Source organism: Nonomuraea sp. NPDC002799 (genome assembly GCF_053592075.1).
In genome coordinates, this window is the sequence record NZ_JBSFVA010000003.1 from 451,621 (window position 1) to 469,101 (window position 17,481).

The 17,481-nt window shown below is 71.7% G+C and carries 15 protein-coding genes; 7 read left to right on the top strand and 8 right to left on the bottom strand.

Translation table 11 applies throughout. From position 1 onward, the window contains the following. Positions 1 to 79 precede the first annotated feature (79 nt). Positions 80 to 1,504 (top strand): type I glutamate--ammonia ligase, encoded by a 1,425-nt coding sequence (gene glnA, locus ACWD0F_RS08875; protein ID WP_449873352.1) that lies wholly within the window; start codon positions 80 to 82, stop codon positions 1,502 to 1,504. Positions 1,505 to 2,240: 736 nt separating this feature from the next. Here the strand turns inward: glnA and ACWD0F_RS08880 are convergent. The 3 genes from ACWD0F_RS08880 to ACWD0F_RS08890 form a co-directional block, all read right to left on the bottom strand. Beyond that, complete coding sequence (locus tag ACWD0F_RS08880; protein WP_449873353.1) at positions 2,241 to 2,474, bottom strand: hypothetical protein; 234 nt, start codon at positions 2,472 to 2,474, stop codon at positions 2,241 to 2,243. Between the two features lie 266 nt (positions 2,475 to 2,740). Continuing rightward, positions 2,741 to 2,887 carry a hypothetical protein gene (locus ACWD0F_RS08885; RefSeq protein WP_449873354.1) on the bottom strand — a complete coding sequence of 49 codons (147 nt, stop codon included), beginning with the start codon at positions 2,885 to 2,887 and terminating at the stop codon, positions 2,741 to 2,743. Positions 2,888 to 2,984: 97 nt separating this feature from the next. Further along, entirely contained in the window at positions 2,985 to 3,584 is a 600-nt protein-coding gene (locus tag ACWD0F_RS08890) for a B3/B4 domain-containing protein (protein WP_449873355.1), read from the bottom strand. Positions 3,585 to 3,600: 16 nt separating this feature from the next. On the opposite strand from ACWD0F_RS08890, the gene ACWD0F_RS08895 reads away from it, so the two are divergent. After that, positions 3,601 to 4,596, top strand: a complete 996-nt coding sequence (locus ACWD0F_RS08895; protein ID WP_449873356.1) for an SDR family NAD(P)-dependent oxidoreductase — start codon at positions 3,601 to 3,603, stop codon at positions 4,594 to 4,596. Between the two features lie 93 nt (positions 4,597 to 4,689). Here ACWD0F_RS08895 and ACWD0F_RS08900 read toward each other — a convergent pair whose 3' ends face one another. Further along, positions 4,690 to 5,934 (bottom strand): MFS transporter, encoded by a 1,245-nt coding sequence (locus tag ACWD0F_RS08900; protein WP_449873357.1) that lies wholly within the window; start codon positions 5,932 to 5,934, stop codon positions 4,690 to 4,692. Between the two features lie 84 nt (positions 5,935 to 6,018). Here ACWD0F_RS08900 and ACWD0F_RS08905 point away from each other — a divergent pair, with 84 nt between their 5' ends. Further along, the gene (locus tag ACWD0F_RS08905) at positions 6,019 to 6,861 is read left to right on the top strand and encodes a LysR family transcriptional regulator (RefSeq protein ID WP_449873358.1); all 843 of its coding nucleotides are present in this window, start codon (positions 6,019 to 6,021) and stop codon (positions 6,859 to 6,861) included. A 76-nt stretch (positions 6,862 to 6,937) separates the two neighbouring features. Here the strand turns inward: ACWD0F_RS08905 and ACWD0F_RS08910 are convergent, their stop codons facing one another. Then, complete coding sequence (locus tag ACWD0F_RS08910) at positions 6,938 to 7,972, bottom strand: hypothetical protein (RefSeq protein WP_449873359.1); 1,035 nt, start codon at positions 7,970 to 7,972, stop codon at positions 6,938 to 6,940. 32 nt (positions 7,973 to 8,004) lie between these two features. Then, a complete protein-coding gene (locus ACWD0F_RS08915) occupies positions 8,005 to 10,926 on the bottom strand; it encodes a bifunctional [glutamine synthetase] adenylyltransferase/[glutamine synthetase]-adenylyl-L-tyrosine phosphorylase (RefSeq protein ID WP_449873360.1) in 2,922 nt (973 codons plus the stop codon). 90 nt (positions 10,927 to 11,016) lie between these two features. Here ACWD0F_RS08915 and ACWD0F_RS08920 point away from each other — a divergent pair, with 90 nt between their 5' ends. Beyond that, positions 11,017 to 11,730 carry an HXXEE domain-containing protein gene (locus tag ACWD0F_RS08920; RefSeq protein ID WP_449873362.1) on the top strand — a complete coding sequence of 238 codons (714 nt, stop codon included), beginning with the start codon at positions 11,017 to 11,019 and terminating at the stop codon, positions 11,728 to 11,730. Here ACWD0F_RS08920 and ACWD0F_RS08925 read toward each other — a convergent pair. Beyond that, entirely contained in the window at positions 11,714 to 12,394 is a 681-nt protein-coding gene (locus tag ACWD0F_RS08925; protein ID WP_449873364.1) for a type 1 glutamine amidotransferase, read from the bottom strand. The genes ACWD0F_RS08920 and ACWD0F_RS08925 overlap by 17 nt on opposite strands. Before the next feature lie 79 nt (positions 12,395 to 12,473). On the opposite strand from ACWD0F_RS08925, the gene ACWD0F_RS08930 reads away from it, so the two are divergent. After that, on the top strand, positions 12,474 to 13,334 hold the full coding sequence (locus ACWD0F_RS08930) for an alpha/beta fold hydrolase (RefSeq protein ID WP_449873366.1): 861 nt from the start codon (positions 12,474 to 12,476) through the stop codon (positions 13,332 to 13,334). A gap of 61 nt (positions 13,335 to 13,395) precedes the next feature. Here ACWD0F_RS08930 and ACWD0F_RS08935 read toward each other — a convergent pair whose 3' ends face one another. Continuing rightward, complete coding sequence (locus tag ACWD0F_RS08935) at positions 13,396 to 14,109, bottom strand: PaaI family thioesterase (RefSeq protein ID WP_449873368.1); 714 nt, start codon at positions 14,107 to 14,109, stop codon at positions 13,396 to 13,398. Positions 14,110 to 14,666: 557 nt separating this feature from the next. Between ACWD0F_RS08935 and ACWD0F_RS08940 the strand changes: the two genes are divergently transcribed. Further along, positions 14,667 to 15,263, top strand: coding sequence for an AAA family ATPase (locus ACWD0F_RS08940; protein ID WP_449873370.1), 597 nt, complete (start codon positions 14,667 to 14,669; stop codon positions 15,261 to 15,263). Between the two features lie 249 nt (positions 15,264 to 15,512). Beyond that, a complete protein-coding gene (locus ACWD0F_RS08945; protein WP_449873372.1) occupies positions 15,513 to 17,429 on the top strand; it encodes a S8 family peptidase in 1,917 nt (638 codons plus the stop codon). The last annotated feature ends 52 nt before the right edge of the window (positions 17,430 to 17,481 follow it).

Sequence of the window (17,481 nt, forward strand, 5' to 3'; positions counted from 1 at the left end):
CGAAACAATCGAGACACCATACGGAAACGGCCGAGTCCTAGCGTCGGAATGATGGCCAGTCCCTCAGGGAGGTTCGAGAGTGTTCAACTCCGCCGACGACGTCCTGAAGTTCATCAGTGACGAAGGGGTGCAGTTCGTCGATGTCAGGTTCACCGACCTGCCGGGGACGACCCACCACTTCACCTTCCCGGTAGAAAACTTCAGCGCGAGTGTCTTCACCGACGGACTCATGTTCGATGGCTCGTCCATCCGCGGGTTCCAGGCGATCCACGAGTCCGACATGCTCCTGCTGCCCGATCCGGGCAGCGCCGTGGTGGACCCGTTCCGCCAGCACAAGACGCTCAACATCAACTTCTTCGTGCACGATCCGCTGACCGGCGAGGCCTACAGCCGCGACCCGCGCAACGTGGCGCGCAAGGCCGAGGAGTTCCTGCGGGGCACCGGCATCGCCGACACGGTCTACTTCGGCCCTGAGGCCGAGTTCTACATCTTCGACGACGTGCGCTTCGAGACGAGCGCCAACGCCGGCTACTACTACATCGACTCCATCGAGGGCGCCTGGAACACCGGCAAGGCGGCCGAGGGCGGCAACCTGGGTTACAAGCCGCGTTACAAGGGCGGCTACTTCCCGGTCCCGCCGATGGACCACTTCACCGACCTGCGCTCGGAGATGGTGCGCAACCTCATCGAGTGCGGCGTCGAGGTCGAGATGCAGCACCACGAGGTCGGCACGGCCGGCCAGGCGGAGATCGACTTCAAGTTCGGCACGCTGCTCAAGACCGCCGACAACCTGATGCTCTACAAGTACGTCATCAAGAGCACGGCTCTGGAGCACGGCCACACGGTCACCTTCATGCCGAAGCCCCTCTTCGGTGACAACGGCTCGGGCATGCACTGCCACCAGTCGTTGTGGAAGGACGGCTCGCCGCTCTTCTACGACGAGGTCGGCTACGCGGGCCTGTCCGACACGGCCCGCTACTACATCGGCGGCCTGCTCAAGCACGCCCCGTCGCTGCTGGCCTTCACCAACCCGACGGTCAACTCCTACCACCGCCTGGTCCCCGGCTACGAGGCCCCGGTCAACCTGGTCTACTCCCAGCGCAACCGCTCGGCCTGCGTCCGCATCCCGATCACGGGCTCCAACCCGAAGGCCAAGCGCATCGAGTTCCGCGTGCCGGACCCGTCGTGCAACCCTTACTTCGCCTTCGCGGCGATGCTGATGGCGGGCATCGACGGCATCCGCAACAAGATCGAGCCGCCGGAGCCGGTCGACAAGGACCTCTACGAGCTGCCGCCGGAGGAGGCCCGCCAGGTGCCGCAGGTGCCCGGCTCGCTCTCCGAGGTGCTCACCGCGCTGGAGGAGGACCACGACTACCTGCTTGAGGGCGGCGTGTTCACGCCTGACCTGATCGAGACGTGGGTGGCCTACAAGCGGGAGAACGAGGTCGACCCGATCCGGCTGCGGCCGCACCCGCACGAGTTCGAGCTCTACTACGACATTTAGGCCACTTAGGTAGCCTGACCTGCGTTAACAGGAAGTCCACACGATCTTGCAGGACCACACCCACGGCCGCCCTGGCGGACTCATCGGAGTCCGGCCAGAGGCGGCCGTAGGTGTCTGAGGTGGTCTTGGCACTGGCGAGCCTGGACCACCGGCACATCGGCGCCGGACACGATCGGCAATGACGTGAGGTGATGCCGGAGACCGTGACAGCGGAAGCCCCCAGGCGATTTCGCCGCCCATGATCTGGGCCGGCCACATGGCTATGCCTTTGCTGGAGGCGACGCCCAGCAGGCCGACGAGTCACCTTTCCGCACGCCCGCGGGCGAATGTCGCGGCGCACCTGCAAGGACTCTTCAACCGCTTGAACGGCATGGTCGCCCATCCCGAGGTGGTAGTAACACCGGGCGCCTCATGACGCAGATGCCCCCAGCCGTACGCGTCCATCCACTCAGGCTCATCTCGGCTGCCCGCCTGCTCAGACGGTGCACGTGGTGGGCTGGTCACACGTGAGCACCGCGCATGGTGGCGTCCGCGAGCCTCGCCGACGCCGGCCGGGAGCGGATGGTCTACCTCATGACACGACCCTGACCCTGACCGGCGACACCGATCCCGAAGGAGGCGTCATGCCGGCCCGCGAAGCTGACACCGCCGCCCTCAGGACGACGAACGCACCGCGCCGGACAACCGCCCGACGCCGCACCGGCCGGGCGTCGTATGGCGCCCGTACCCGCGCCGGTCAGCGGGCGTGGTCGCGGATCGCCGCCTCGATCCGGATTCCGACGCCGGCCAACACGACGACAAGGTAGAGGGCGAGCCATTCGCGGGGCACGTCCTGCCAGGACACGGAGATGGTCAGCACCGACAGTGCGGCGCCCAGGCCGATGGCGATGGTCCCGATCGTACGGAGCACCTGGACGGAGCCGACGTCGTGGGGGGTGTCGGCTTGCTCGGAGTCGTGTGGTTCGGTCACGGCGGAGAGACTCCCACGCCAACATCAAGATCCGATAGCGGCGGGATCACTAGCCGAACCAGAACGCCAAGGCCCGATTTCTGTGACGGCTGGGCCCAGGGCGTAAGGTCCAGGCCCCCAGAAGATCCCCACTCGACGAACTCGCTGATGCCGTCGGCTCGACCGTGCAGTGAGGGAGGCCCAGGACCCGCGAAAGGCCCGCGCGGAGGCGGGCCCTAAGCGGGTCAGCGGACGCGCGCGGGATCACCCCCGCGTCACGTTGTGGACTATAGATCCCCGATCTTCGGGATCAGCTCCGTCAGCACCCACAAGGCCAGGCCCGCGCCCAGCAGGTTGAGGCGGCCTCCGCCGACGTTGAACGCGGCCAGCGCGAAACAGATCAGAGCGGCGATGAGCAAGATGATGGTGAGCACTGTGGTACCTCCTGGGGCTGAGGGTGGGTAAGCCACCGCTACCCATGATCACCGCGTTAACGCATGCAGCACTTCGCTGCCCTGGAAGGTGACAGGGTCAGAGGGTGAACTGCGGGGTGGAGGGGGTCAGGATCGTGGAGGTAGGGGTGGTGGGCCAGGTGGCGCGCAGCTCGGCGGCGAGGGTGGTCGTGAGGGCGGTGACGTCGGCCTGGGCGGTGCCGTGCAGGGCCTCGGCGACGATGAGGACGTCGGTCGTCGTGTCGCCGACGGCCGACAGGCCGCTCTGCCGGTTGGTCCAGCGGCGGGCGTGCGCCCTGTCCCCGGCGTCGGCGAAGATCACCTCTCCGGCCGGCGGCCGCTCGGTCTCGCCGGAGAAGGTCAGGTACGTCTCCTCGCCCCGCGCGTAGCGGACCTCGACGTACTCGGAGACCTTGGACAGGTCGAAGACCGCGACCGGGATCGCGTACGCGATGGAGACCGCGTTGCACAGGTCGATCAGGGGGTGCAGGCGCGGCAGGGCGCCCTCCTTCCTGAAGCGGCGCAGCAGCGACTCCGAGGCGCAGCGGTACTGCGTCGGTTTGAGGCCCATCTTCGTGAACGCCCGCCGCCACGCCTGGATCTCCGGCAGTTCGCCTTCCGAGACGGACACGAGCCGCTTCGCGGCGATCTCGCCGAACCGGGCGATCTGGTCGTCCACGGAGACGTCCGCGCTGATGCCCTGGGCGGAGATCGCGCCGGGTACAAGGGCGGGGAAGTCTCGCCAGATGTCGCTCGAATGCTGGAAGCGCACGGTCACCTCGTCGTTCGGCCGGCTCGGCGGTGTTGAGGGTGAGGATACTCCCGGCCGGTCGCGGAGGGTGGCGGACCAGGGAAAACACGCCGAGAGGCGCGAGGCCGGGACGGGCCGGAACGAGGCGTCCGATCAGCGCCGGACAGGCGCACCGTTGTCGGCCAAGCTCTTCGTCATGAACAACACACTTGACGGCAAGGTAGCGCTGGTCACCGGTGGTAGTCGTGGCATCGGCGCCGCCGTGGCACTGCGCCTGGCCCAGGACGGCGCCGACGTGGCGCTGACGTTCCAGCGCAATCAGCAGCGTGCCGATGATGTGATCGAGCAGATCAAGCAGGTGGGGCGGCGGGCCATCGCCGTGCAGGCCGACAGCGCCGACCCGGCGGCGTTGACCGCCGTGGTGGACCGGGTCGCCGCCGAGCTGGGCCGGCTGGACATCCTGGTCAACAGCGCCGGCGCGTTCCTTCTCGGACCGCTGGAGCAGTTGAGCCTGGAGGAGTTCGAACAGACCATCGCGGTCAACGTTCGAGCGCCGTTCGTCGCCTCGCAGGCCGCGGTCCCCCACATGTCGGCCGGAGGGCGCATCATCAACATCGGCAGCAACATGGCCGAGCGGGCGGTGTTCCCTGGCTTCGCGCTGTACGCGATGAGCAAGACCGCGCTGATCGGCCTGACCAAGGCGCTCGGACGGGAACTGGGCCCCAGGGCGATCACCGTGAACCTGGTGAACCCGGGTGCTACGGACACCGAACTGAACCCGGCTGACGGTCCGAACGCCGACACCATCAACGGGTTCACCGCACTCGGCCATTACGCGGCACCCGCCGATGTGGCCGCTGCTGTGGCGTTCCTCGCCGGCGCCGACGGGCGGTATGTCACCGGGGCGACGGTCAACGTCGACGGCGGCTTCACCATCTGATCGCCGGCCTGCCGCCCGCCCTGGCCTGAAAGCACATACGGCCCGTCCCTGACTGGGACGGGCCGTATGTGCACCAGGCCAGGGCGGGCGGGGTCAGGCGGGGAGGGCAGAGCGGGTGCGGAGGGTGGCGAGGGTGTAGCCGCCGCAGGTCAGCGCCGTCAGGATGGCCGCTGCCAGCAGAGGGTGGCCGATGACGCCCATGACCGCGACGCCGAGGGTGGCGCCGACCTGACGGAAGGCGTTCAGGACGCCGCCCGCCGTGCCCGCCGTCCCGGCCGGCGCGCTGTTGATCATGCCGGCCATCAGCGCGGGCAGGATGAACGACAGTCCGAAGCCCATCAGCACCAGCCAGGGTGCCAGCACGTCGGTGAGCGCGACGCCGGTCAGGCCGGCCGCGAGCAGGACCAGGCCCCCGAGGATGGGCCGGCGCGGGCCGTAGCGGGCTACCAGGCGGCCGGTGAGCAGCGGGTTCACCGCCATGGGGAGCGTGAGCGGCAGGAACGCGAGCCCGGCGGCCATCGGGGTGAGGTGGCGAACGTCCTGCAGCAGGAGGGTGAGGACGAACAGGGCGCCGGAGAAGGCGAAGTTCGCGACCGTGCCCGCGAGGAGTTCGGGCCAGGTGGCGGCGAGCAGGCCGCCGGGCAGCGCCGGGGCCTTGCTGCGGCGTTCGGCCAGCACCAGGGCGGCCAGCGCGGCCAGCGCCAGCAGGCCGGCCACGGGCGCGGAGTCGATCAGAGTCTCGGCGACCAGGCCCAGGAAGACGCAGGCCAGCACCTGGACCGGCCAGTCGATCAGGCGGACGCCGCGCGGGGACCTGGCCTTGCGCATGGCCAGCAGGCTGATCAGGGCGATGGGCGGGTTGAGCAGGAAGACGGCGCGCCAGCCGTACAGGTCGACCAGGACGCCGCCGAGCAGGGGGCCCGCCGCGAGCGCGCTGCCGGTGATGGCCGCCCACAGGCCGGTGGCGCGGGCGCGGGCGGCCGGCACGGGGTACATCTCGGCGAGCAGGCCGAGCGAGCCGCCCGTGCAGAGCGCGCCCGCCACGCCGAGGAGGCCCCGCAGCCCGATGAGCACCTCCAGGTTGGGGGCGGCGGCGCTCAGCAGCGAGATCACGCCGAAAGCCGCCACGCCGGCCTTGAAGACGCGGGCCGCGCCGTACCTGTCGGCCACCGCTCCCGCCGCGAGCAGGCAGGCGGCGAAGGCGACGGTGTACGCGTTCACGGCCCACTGCTGGCCCGCCAGCGAGCCGCCGAGTGAGGCCCGCAGGTCGGGCAGGGCGATCGTCAGCACGGTGGTGTCGAGGATCACCAGGAAGTACGCGAGGGAGAAACCGAACATGCCTCTCAGCCTGCTGATACGCGGCCTCTTCGCTCAACAGGCGCATCCGTGGGGGGCATTCGGGAAAGCCGTATGCTGTCTTTCATGGAGTTGCGGCAGTTAAGAGGCTTTGTGGCGGTCGCCGGGTCCGGCACCGTCGTCGGCGCGGCCGACAGCCTGGGGCTGGCTCCGGCGTCGGTGTCGGAGCAGGTGCGCAGGCTGGAGCGGAGCCTCGGCGTCACGCTCTTCGAACGCACCCCGCAAGGCATGCGCCTGACCGGGCCGGGCACGGAGTTGCTGGCCCTGGCCCAAGGGCTGCTCGACCACGCCGACGAGGTGCGCAGGGCCGTGACCGGCAGCCGGCGGCGGGTGCGGGTCGGCGCGCTGGAGATGCTGGCCGCGGCCAGGCTCCCCGCCGTGATCCGCCGCCTGTCGAAACGCCGCCCCGACCTCGACGTCGACGTGCACACGCTGACCAGGCACGCGCTGCTGACCGAGGTGGCGAGCGCCCGGCTGGACGCGGCGCTGCTGCTCGACACGGGGTCGCGGGTCGGAGGGCTGGGGTTCAGCCCGCCGGCCGACATGGATTTCGTGGACGTGGGCGAGGTCAGGCTGTCGCTGGTCGCGGCGCCGGACGGTGATCGGGAGCCGCTGCTGGTGAGCCCGCCGGGGTGCTCGATCCGGCTGGCGGCCGATCACGCGTTCGGGGTGGACGTGCCGCGCAGGGAGCTGACCAGCATCGCCACCGCCCGCGAGTGGGCGCGGCAGGGGCTGGGGAGGGCGCTGCTGCCGGACTTCGCCGTGGACGGCGACCTGGCCTCGGGCGCCCTGGTGTCCCTCGACCCGGCCCCCCCTGCGGCGGCACGGCCCGCGCTGGCGTTGCGGCTGGTGTGGTTGCGCAGCCGGGAGGCCGCGCTCCGGGAGGTGCTGTACGCGATGAGCGCCTGACGACGGCCATGGCACGGCTGTACGCGATGAGCCGCCTGACGACGGCCCGCGTCACGGCCGTACGCGATGAGCCGCCTCAGCGCCTCGGCTTGATGCCGGTGATGCGGCGGAACACGTCCCACCAGAACGGCGCCCCGAACAGCAGCGCCACATAGGTCAGCAGGAACCCCGGCCAATGGCTGGGCGTGGTCAGCCGACCGAACCACGACCCGCCGTTCCAGTGCACGACCGGGTCGCCCTCCGCCGGGATCGACACGCTGACCAGCGCCTGGTCCAGCATCTTGACGAGGGCGGGCTGGCTGAGCGTCTCGGTGACGCACGGCAGCGGGTCGCCGCCCGTGCACCGCGCCTTGAGCTCGTCGTAGGCGTCGGGCCCCGCCTCCGCCACGGCCGCCACCGAGGCGCGGAAGCCGTTGTCGCGCAGCAACGTCTTGGCGTACTCCAGCCCGTCCATCGTGAACAGCAGCGTCACCAGCAGGCCCAGCACGGCCACGACCCACTTGACGTAACGCTTGTACAACATCGACAGCCGCTGCATCTCGCCGTCGAACCAGGTCTCGACCCCCTGCCGGAACCGGTCGAGGTCGCGCTGCGAGCTCTCCCACACGCCCTTGAGGTGACCGTACAGCGGGCTGCGCATCGTCTTGAGCTTGTCGAGGAAGCCCTCGACGCCGCCCGGTTCGGTCGCGGCCAGCTCCATGAGCGCGACCGAGAAGCGCCCGGGAGGGAGGTTCGCGATGCTGGTACGGCCCTTGATGGGATGGTCGATCTCCTGAACCCGCTGGTAGAGCAGGTTGACCAGGGTGTCCTCCGCCTTGTTCTCCCGCGCGGGCAGCACCCCGGCCTGGGAGGGCGCGGGCTGGTCGCTGTGCTGGGGACGGGGGTCGCGCAGGAACGGCAGCGCGGCGAAGACGTCACGCGCCTTGGCCGGCAACCACGACTTCCCCTGGGCGTCCGAACCGTCCAAGGTGTCCCTGAGGTAGGCCCACAGGAACTTGCTGCGGATCGCGAGCAGGCGCACGAACGCCTCGTTGAGCCCGCTCACCAGCAGCGACAGCAGCAGGAACGACACGACCAGGCCGAGGGCCAGGTCCACATAAACGGACAGCACCCGGGCCTTGATACACCCTTTCCGGTTGCCGATCAAGCCCCGTAGAAGACCTGATCCACCACGCGCCTGGCCCGGCGGGTCACCCGGCGGTAGTCGTCGAGGAAGTCCTCCGAGCCGTCCGGCGGGTAGCCGAGCGTCTGGGCGATCAGCTTGCGCTCCCTCACGTCGCGCGGGACGCTGTCGCCCGGACGGCCCTTGACCAGCATGATCGCGTCTCGGATGCGGGAGGCGAAGCGCCACGCCTCGGCCAGCACCACCTCATCCGCCGGGGCGAGCAGACCCTCGTTCACGGCGGCGCGCAGGGCCGCGACGGTACGGGTGGTGCGCAGGGACGGCCTGGTCCCCGCGTAGCGCAGCTGCAGGAGCTGGGCCACCCACTCCACGTCGGACAGGCCCCCGGGGCCCAGCTTGGTGTGCAGGGCCGGGTCGGCACCGCGCGGGAGCCGCTCGGCCTCCATGCGGGCCTTGAGCCGCCTGATCTCCCTGACCGCGTCGTCGGGCAGCCCGTTCTGCGGATAGCGCAGCTCGTCGATCATCGAGACGAACGCGTGCCCCAGCGCCGCGTCGCCGGCCGAGAAGCGGGCCCGCAGCAGCGCCTGCGACTCCCACGGCGACGACCAGCGCGCGTAGTAGGCCCGGTAGGAGGCGAGCGTCCGCACCAGCGGGCCCTGCCTGCCCTCGGGCCGCAGGTCGGGGTCGATGATCAGGGGCGGATCGGGGACGGGCAGCGACAACAGCCGCCGCAGCTCGCCCGCCACGGTGTGGGCGGCGTCGGTGGCCTCGCGTTCGTCCACCCCGGGCCGGGGCGAGTGCACGAACATGACGTCGGCGTCGCTGGCGTAGGAGCACTCCATGCCGCCGAGCCGGCCCATGGAGATGATCGCGAACGAGGTGACGTCGGAGACCTTGGTGAGGGCGGCGTCGAGGGCCGCCTGGAGGGTGACGTCGTTCAGCGACGACAGGGCGCCGCCGACGGCCTCGATGTCGATGAGCCCGGAGATGTCGGCCACGGCCGTACGGAACAACTCCTTGCGGCGCAGCGCCCGGACGGCCGTGACGGCGGTCTCGGCGTCGCCGGCGTGCCTGGACACCGCCGCGGACGCCTCGCCGAGCAGCGACTCCGGCGGGCGCACGGCGAGCTCGCGGTCCGAGCCGAGCATCGCGACCGCGTCGGGCGCGTGCATGAGCAGCCCGGTGGCGTAGCGGCTGGTGCCGAGCACCCGCGCCATCCTGGACGCCACCGCCGTCTCGTCACGCAGCAGCCGCAAGTACCACGGGGTGCTGCCCAGCTTGTCGCTGACCTGCCGGAACCCGAGCAGCGCCGCGTCCGGGTCCGGCGCGTCGGCGAACCAGCCGAGCATGACCGGCAGCAGCGTGCGCTGGATCGCGGCCCGCCTGGACACGCCCGCGGTGAGGCCCGCGATGTGGCGCAGCGCGCCGCCCGGATCGACGTAGCCGAGCGCCTCCAGCCTGGCCTTGGCCGCCGCGGCCGACAACCGTGCCTCCGACTCCCGCAACCGCGACACCGCCTGCAGCAGCGGCCGGTAGAACAGTTTCTCGTGCAGCCGCCGCGCCTCCATGGCGTGCCGCCGCCACCGCGCGGTGAACTCCCCCACCGGATCGGCCTGCATCCCCAGCGCCCGGCCGAGCCTGCGCAGGTCGGCCTCGTCGGCCGGCACGACGTGGGTGCGCCGCAGCCGGTGCAGTTGCAGCAGGTGCTCCACCCGGCGCAGGAACGCGTAGGCCTCCGCCATCGCGCGCGCGTCGTCGCGCCCGACGTAGCCGCCCCGGGAGAGCGCGGCCAGGGCCGGGAGCGTGGCGCGGCGGCGCAGCAGGGGGTCGAGCCGGCCGTGCACGAGCTGCAGGAGCTGCACCGCGAACTCGATGTCCCGCAGCCCGCCGGGGCCCAGTTTGAGCTGGCGCTCCCCCTCGGCGCGCGCGTGGGCCTCGACCCGGCGGCGCATGGCCTGCACGTCCTCGACGAAGTGGTCGCGGGTGGCGGCCGACCAGACCATGTCGTCGATCGCCTCGACGTAGGCCTTGCCCAGCTCCAGGTCGCCCGCCACCGGCCGGGCCTTGAGCAGCGCCTGGAACTCCCACGTCTTGGCCCAGCGCCGGTAGTAGGCGAGGTGGCTGGCCAGCGTGCGCACCAGCGGCCCTGAGCGCCCCTCCGGCCGCAGCCCGGCGTCGACCTCCCACAGCGAGCCCTCGGAGGTGGTGGCGGTGCAGGCCCGCATCATGGCCTGGGCCAGCCGGGTCGCCGTGCGCAGCGCCTTGGTCTCGTCGGCGCCCTCGCGCGGCTCGGCCACGAAGATCACATCTACGTCGCTGATGTAGTTGAGCTCGCGGGCGCCGCACTTGCCCATGCCGATGACCGCCAGGCGCACCTCGCCGTCGTCGATCTCGGCGCGGGCGACGGCGAGCGCCGCCTCCAGCGCCGCGCCCGCGAGGTCGGACAGCTCCGAGGTGACCTCGCTCAGCGTGGCCTGGCCGGTGAGGTCGCGCGCGGCCAGGTGCAGCACCCTCTCGCGGTACGCCACGCGCAGCGCCACCAGCGTGTCGTTCCCCGAGGCGCGCGGTTCGGCCTCGCCCGGCTCGGCGCCGACGGCCCGCAGCAGCCCGGCCCGGGGGTCGCCCAGCTCCGGCACGGCCAGCGTCGCGACCTGCCCGGGGTGGCGCACCAGATGCTCGCCCAGGGCGGCGCTGACGCCGAGCACGGCCAGCAGCCTGGCTCTCAGGTCCGCGTTGTGGCGGAGGGTGTCGACGACCGCGGGCTCGCGCTCGGCCAGGCGGCTCAGGGAGAGCAGCGCCAGGTCCGGGTCGGCCACGTCCACCAGGGACTCCAGCAGGTCGTCCAGGTCGGTCCCGGCCTGCCGGACGAGCTGGGCGGCCCGGGCGCCGTCGGCGAAGCCGAGTCTGGCGAGCCTCGCTGCGGTGGATTCGATCCTGGGCACCCCTCCATCTTGACAGCTCTTGTCCGCATCGCCCTAGTATTGAACGCAACGTTGCGTTGCGTTTCGCTCGCGATGGGGACGGAGACGGACATGGAGCGGATCCCGGCGACGGTGACCTGGGGGCTGCTGGCCGCGTGGGCCGTGCACGACGCCGAGGAGCTGGCCACGATGGCGCGCTGGACGCGTGCGGCCCGGCCGGCGCTGGAGGAACGGTATCCACGGGTGCCCTGGGATCGCCTGGAAGTCACCCAGCGGCACGCGAACGTGGCCATCGGGCTCATGGGCGGGGTCATCGCCGGAGCCGCCGCGCACGGGGCGCGCACGGGCGGGCGCAGCCCGGTCTTCCAGGCCGTGCTCGCGGGGTTCGGGCTGCACGGGGTGACGCATCTGGCGCAGACGGCCGTGCTCGGCCGGTACACGCCAGGGGTGGTGACCGCGCCCGTAGTGGTGATCCCGTTCTCGGTGTGGGCGTGGCGGCGGTTGCGGGCGGCCGGGGTGCCGGCGCCCGCCGGACGTGCGGGACTGGCGGCGCTGGGGGCGCTGGGGGCGCTGCCGCTGGCACTGGCGGGCGTCCACGCGCTGGCGCACACCCTCACCAGGCCCCGGCGGGCCGCGAGACAGTCAGGCGCATCCAGGCAAGCCGCGAAACAGCCGGACGGGCCCGGACGGGCCGCGCGACAGCCGGGCGCATCCAGGCGGGCCGCGCGACAGCCGGACGGGCCCGGACGGGCCGCGCGACAGCCGGGCGAATCCAGGCGGGCCGCGCGACAGCCGGACGGGCCCGGGCTCAGGCGCGGGTTCTGATCACGTTCGCGAAGGCCAGCGCCATCGGGCGCCAGGCCGCGACGAGGGCCGGCTCGGCGGCCTTGACCTCGGCGTCGAGCTCGCCGGCCGCCTCCAGGCCGGACCCGTCCGTCCAGGAGGCGAAGATCTCCGGGGTGGCCTCGGGATGGAACTGGACCGCCCAGGCGGCCTCGCCGAGCCGGTAGGCCTGGTTCGGATACTGGTGGCCGGTCATCAGCGGCACCGCGCCGGCGGGCAACCTCGTCATGGCGTCCTGGTGATACTGGACGGCCACGGCGCCCGGCGCGACCCCCGACAACAGCCGGTCCGAAGCGGCGGCGGGCAGCGCGACCACCTCGCGCGCGCCGATCTCCAGCCCCCGCGCGCCCCGCTCGACCGTGCCGCCGCAGGCCAGGGTGAGCAGTTGCGCCCCCAGGCAGATGCCCAGCGTGGGCGTGCCGTCGCCGACGGCCCGTCGCAGCAGGTCACGGGTGGCGGGCTGCCAGGGGCTGCGCTCGTCCTCCCAGGCGGCCGCGGCCCCGCCGAGCACGATCAGCCCGTCCGCCGCGCGGACGGGAACCCGCTCCTCCAGGTACGGCCGCACGACCTCGCAGGCCAGGCCGAGCCAGCTCGCGAGGTATCCGAGCCCGGCCTCGGCCTCGTGTTCGATCACGGTGATGCGCATATTGGGTAATTATCCGGAACTTTGCCATTACGGCGGACCTGCCCTCCGCTATCCGGCTCCTTGTCCCTAAGCTCCGGCTATGACATACGCGTTCGACGAGGTAGACGGCCTGCGCATCGCCACGTTCGGCACCGGACCACGCCTGATCATCGCCGTGCACGGCATCACCGCCTCGCTCATGGCCTGGGGCGCGGTGGGCCGGCGCCTGCCCGAGGACTGGTCGCTGGTGGCGATGGACCTGCGCGGGCGGGGGCACAGCGCCGCGTTGCCCGGACCGTACGGGCTGCCCCGGCACGCCGAGGACGTGCTGCGGGTCGCCGAACACGTCGGGGCCGGCGCCGGCACGGTGCTGACCGGTCACTCGATGGGCGCGTACGTCGCCGCGCTGGCCGGCGCCCAGCGGGACTTCGCCCGGGTGGTGCTGGTCGACGGCGGGCTGCCGCAGCCGGCGCTGCCCGAGGGCGTGGATCCGGACGAGGCGATCGAGGCCACGCTGGGCCCCGCACTGGCGCGGCTGCGGCAGACGTTCGCCTCCGCGGACGCCTACGTCGACTTCTTCAAGGCGCATCCCGCCTTCGCCGGCCACTGGAACGCCGACGTCGAGGCGTACGTGCGCTATGACCTCACGGGCCCGGAAGGGGCGCTGCGGTCGCGGGCCGTCGGCGAGGCGGTGCTGGAGGACGGGCGGTGGATGCGGCTGGAGCAGGAGCGGATCGGCGCCGCCCTCACCGCGATCAAGGCGCCGCTGCACCTGCTCAGGGCTCCGCGCGGGCTGCTCAACCAGGACACGGGCCTGCTGCCCGACGAGCTGGCCCTGCCCTGGGCCGCGCGGCTGCCCGGGCTCCGCGACGAGCTGGTGCCGGACTGCAACCACTACACGATCCTGTTCGACGACCGCTGCGTCTCGACCGTCGCGGCCCGCCTCACCTCCCCCGCCTGAACCCTGGGCACGACAGAACGACCCCCGAGCGGTGCGCTCGGGGGTCGTTCGCGTCACCGGTCTAGCGTGGAGCGATCCAGGTGGCGCGAGCGGCGGCCACCAGCGTGCCGTCCGCCTCGTAGATGGCGCTCTGGCCCATCATCTTGCGCCCGTCACGGCCGGTCGGGCGGGCCACGACGGAGTAGCGGCCGCCGGGGGTGACCGGGCGGTGGATCTGCACGGCCAGCCGCCCCAGCAGGGCGGACTCGCCGGGGCCGAAGTGGGCCCAGCCGGTGATGCAGTCGAGCACGGCGCCGACGATCGAGGCGGGCACCCCCTCTTCGCCCATCACCGTGAACGGCACCCGCCAGCCGGCCGCCACCAGGTCCGTGCCCGCCACCGGGCCGGGGAAGATGCGCAGGCCGTCACCGGGCTCGCGCAGGCCGCAGGCGAAGCACTCCGCGAACGGGTGCGCCCGCAGGCCCGCGAACCCGGCCTCGGCGCGGGCGGCGTCGGTGAACGGCACGAAGCCGGGGCCCTCCAGGTCCTCGGCCACCGGGATGGCCTCGACCAGCAGCGTGTCGCCGTGGGAGAGGGAGACGGAGTTGGCCACGTGCTCCAGGCGCAGCTCGGTCTCCAGGGGTGTGGGCGCGTGCAGCGTCACCTCGACGGCTGATCGACCACCGTTCAGCGCCTCCACCATGGTTCCCGCTATCCAGCCGCCGTTGGCGACGCCTGCGGGGCCCCGGAAACGCTGGGGAACGGTCAACACGGTCTGCAGGGCAGCCGTCGTCATGCCACACCCTCCAATATCGCCGCAGATGGCGAGAAGTCCGGAAATAACATAATGAGCAGCCCGATTTTACTGGACTCCCGGTTTGGCCAGATGATGGGGGTCCTGACCGCTTGCTCGTACCACCACATAACGCCGCAAAGGGCCCGATACTTCCCGACCCCAGCACGGTCCGGTCACCAGGGGTGCCTGGGACGTTATGCGCCGCACATCGCGTCGATGTGACCGGGGAGTCAGAAGCAACGAAAATCGGCCTCACTCCGAACCGCTTGAGGAGTGAGGCCGATCAAGGCGTCGTGGAGTACTTTATCGCGGCTTTCCCTCCTGCCGCGACCAATCCTCCAATATCGGCCCAGTCCAGGAGCCGTTCGTCCGGCCGGGAACGAGCCGGCCGCCCGGCCGCGTGACGCCGGTGGGCCGGGGAGTCCGGCGCCTTTTCTGGCCGGAAGTGCGCATCCGGCCCCATCCTCGGAGAGGCTGGGGGGCAAGCGGCCTATGCTGGCGCGGCACGACAATCGGCGGCAAATCTCACCGGGGGTGAGCCTGTGCAGGGCGCGAGGTTGCGATATCCGCCCGGATCCCTGGTCATCCTGACCGGGCTTCCGGGCGCGGGCAAGACCACCCTGCTACGGCGCCTGTACGGGTTGCACGGCGCGGAGACGCTGCCCTTCACCTCGGGCGCGGTGGTGGTGATCGACTCCTACCAGTCCAGGCGGCACTGGTACGGCAGGCTCGACTGGGCCCCGCGGCCGGTGCGCCGGGCCGTGGTGTTCGCCACCCACCTGAGCCGCATCCGGCGGGCCCTGCTGCACGGCCACTCGGTCATCGCCCACAACCGGGGTTGCGGCCCGTACGTGCTCAGGGGCTTCGCCTGGCTGGCCCGCAGGCGCGGCGCCCGCCTCCACCTGCTCCTGCTGGACACGCCCGCCGGGGTGGCGCTGGCGGGGCAGCAGGCCAGGGGCCGGGTGGTCGCGCCGAAGACGTTCAGCCGCCATCAGCGCCGGTGGGAGGACCTGATCACCCGGGTCAAGAGCGGGGATCCGGCTCCGGCCAGCGGCGCGTACATCGTCGACCGGGCCGGGGCGGACCTGCTGGAGGCCATCGTGTTCGACGAGGTGACCACCGGGCTGCGCCGGCACGCGGGCGGCCCCGCCTGAGCGCACCCGCCATGGCCAATTCCGGCAAGTAGGAAATTCCGGATAACGGATCAACGTCACTCCGCCTAACCCCGCCTTTCCCTACATACGCTTGCTTTCACGCATAAGCGGGATTTCGATCGCCATCGGCCACGGGGAGGCGCGGGTGTAGCTGAGGCTCTTCTCGCATGCCCGCACGCATCCGCTGATGGCGTCCCCCCTCGTCACGACGCCGGCCCGCGAGGGCTCGGCCTGCCCCCCGGAGGACCAGTGAGACTACGGTCTCTGCTGGCGAGCACGTCCGTGCTCGCCATGACCATGACGGCCGTCCTGGCCGTCGGCGCGCCCGCGCAGGCCGCCACCGGCGACCCCGAGGTCGCCAAGAGCGTCGCGGCCGAGGTCAAGAGCGGCGCGAAGGTGCGCGCCATCGTCGAGCTCAAGAAGGGCGAGAGCGTCCCGGCCGTGGCCAGGACCACGGAGGACGCCTCGGCCAAGACCGCGGTGGTCGACCGGACGACCTCGACGGAGTTCCTGGTCGCCACCCTGGACAAGCCGACCCTCGCCACGCTCAAGACCGACGACCGGATCGAGGCGATCTACGAGGACCGGCTCAGCCTGACCACGCTCGACGTCAGCACCAAGCTGATCGGCTCCGACAAGGCCAACGCGGCCGGCTGGACCGGCAAGGGCTCCTCCATCGCGATCCTGGACACGGGCATCGACCGTGACCATCCGTTCTTCGCCGGCCGGATCGTGCGCGAGGCGTGCTTCTCCGTCAACTCTGCCGACGCCTACCTGCAGGCCCAGTCGCTCTGCCCGAACGGCCAGCCGACCCAGACCGGCGCGGGCGCCGCCGACGCCGAGACCGCGCTGTGCGTGGTGGCGGGCCGCAACCAGTGCTCCCACGGCACCCACGTGGCGGGCATCGCGGCCGGCAAGAAGACGGCGGGCGCCCCCGCCGGCGGCGTCGCGCCGGAGGCGGGCATCCTGCCCATCCAGGTGTTCACCAGGTTCAACGGCCCCGTCTGCGGGGAGCTGGGCGCCACCGCGCCGTGCTTCGGCAGCTACGACTCCAGCCAGAAGGCCGCGCTGGAGTACGTCGACAGCGTCCACGCCGGCCTCAAGGTCGTCGCGGTCAACATGAGCCTCGGCGGCGGCGCCAAGCAGACCCAGCACTGTGACAACGACCCCCAGGCCGGCGCGCTCAAGAACGAGATCGTCTGGCTGCAGCAGTTCGGCGTCGCCACGGTCATCGCCGCCGGCAACAACGGCTTCGCCGACGGCGTCTCCAGTCCGGCCTGCGTGTCGGCCGCCGTCGCCGTCGGCGCCACCGACGACAACGACGCCGTGGCGAGCTTCAGCAACCGCGGCGAGCTGCTCGACCTGTTCGCGCCCGGCGTGCAGATCAACTCCGCCGTCCCCGGCAACGCCTACAGCGCGCTCAGCGGCACCTCCATGGCCGCGCCGCACGTCGCGGGCGCGCTGGCCCTGCTGCGCCAGGCCTACCGCGGCGTGCCCATCCAGGGGCTCGTGGCCAAGCTGCGGGACACCGGCAAGCCCATCACCTACGCCGGGGTGACCACCAAGCGGATCAACCTGACGGCCGCCCTGCCGGCCGCGACCCCCACGCCGACCCCGACCCCCACGCCGTCGGTCACCCCCACGCCGTCGGTGACGCCGAGTCCGACCCGGACGCCGACGGCCGCCCCCACGCCGACGATCCGGTCGACCGAGGGTCCCGGGGACCCCGGCACGGACACGCTCCCCGTGCCCGTGCCCGACACCTGTGAGCGCGGCAAGGGCACCAAGCCGCTGAGCTCCAAGGCGTGGGCGGGCGAGATGTTGCGCAACCGGGGCTCGCTGAGCGACGCCACGCTCACCTGCTACCTCGCGATCGCCCAGAACGGCAGCAAGGTCTTCCCCGAGCGGGCCGACGCGGGCTCGCTGGGCAAGGCGTACAAGATCCTCAAGCCCAAGGGCAAGTCCGCCAGGGCGCTGCTCGACCGCGAGCTGCTGGCCGCGTGGCTGAACTACGCGCACGGCGTGTACAACGCCTCGGCCAAGGTGCACGGGAAGACGACGCTGAAGCAGGCGCTCGCGTCGGCGGAGCGGCACCGTACCGGCAAGACCGGCGCCGCCCAGCTCAAGAAGTCGGCTGTCTACCTGTACAAGAACGTCAACAAGTAGCCGCCACCGCGAAGAGCGGGCCACGTCGTCCGACGTGGCCCGCTCTTCGGTG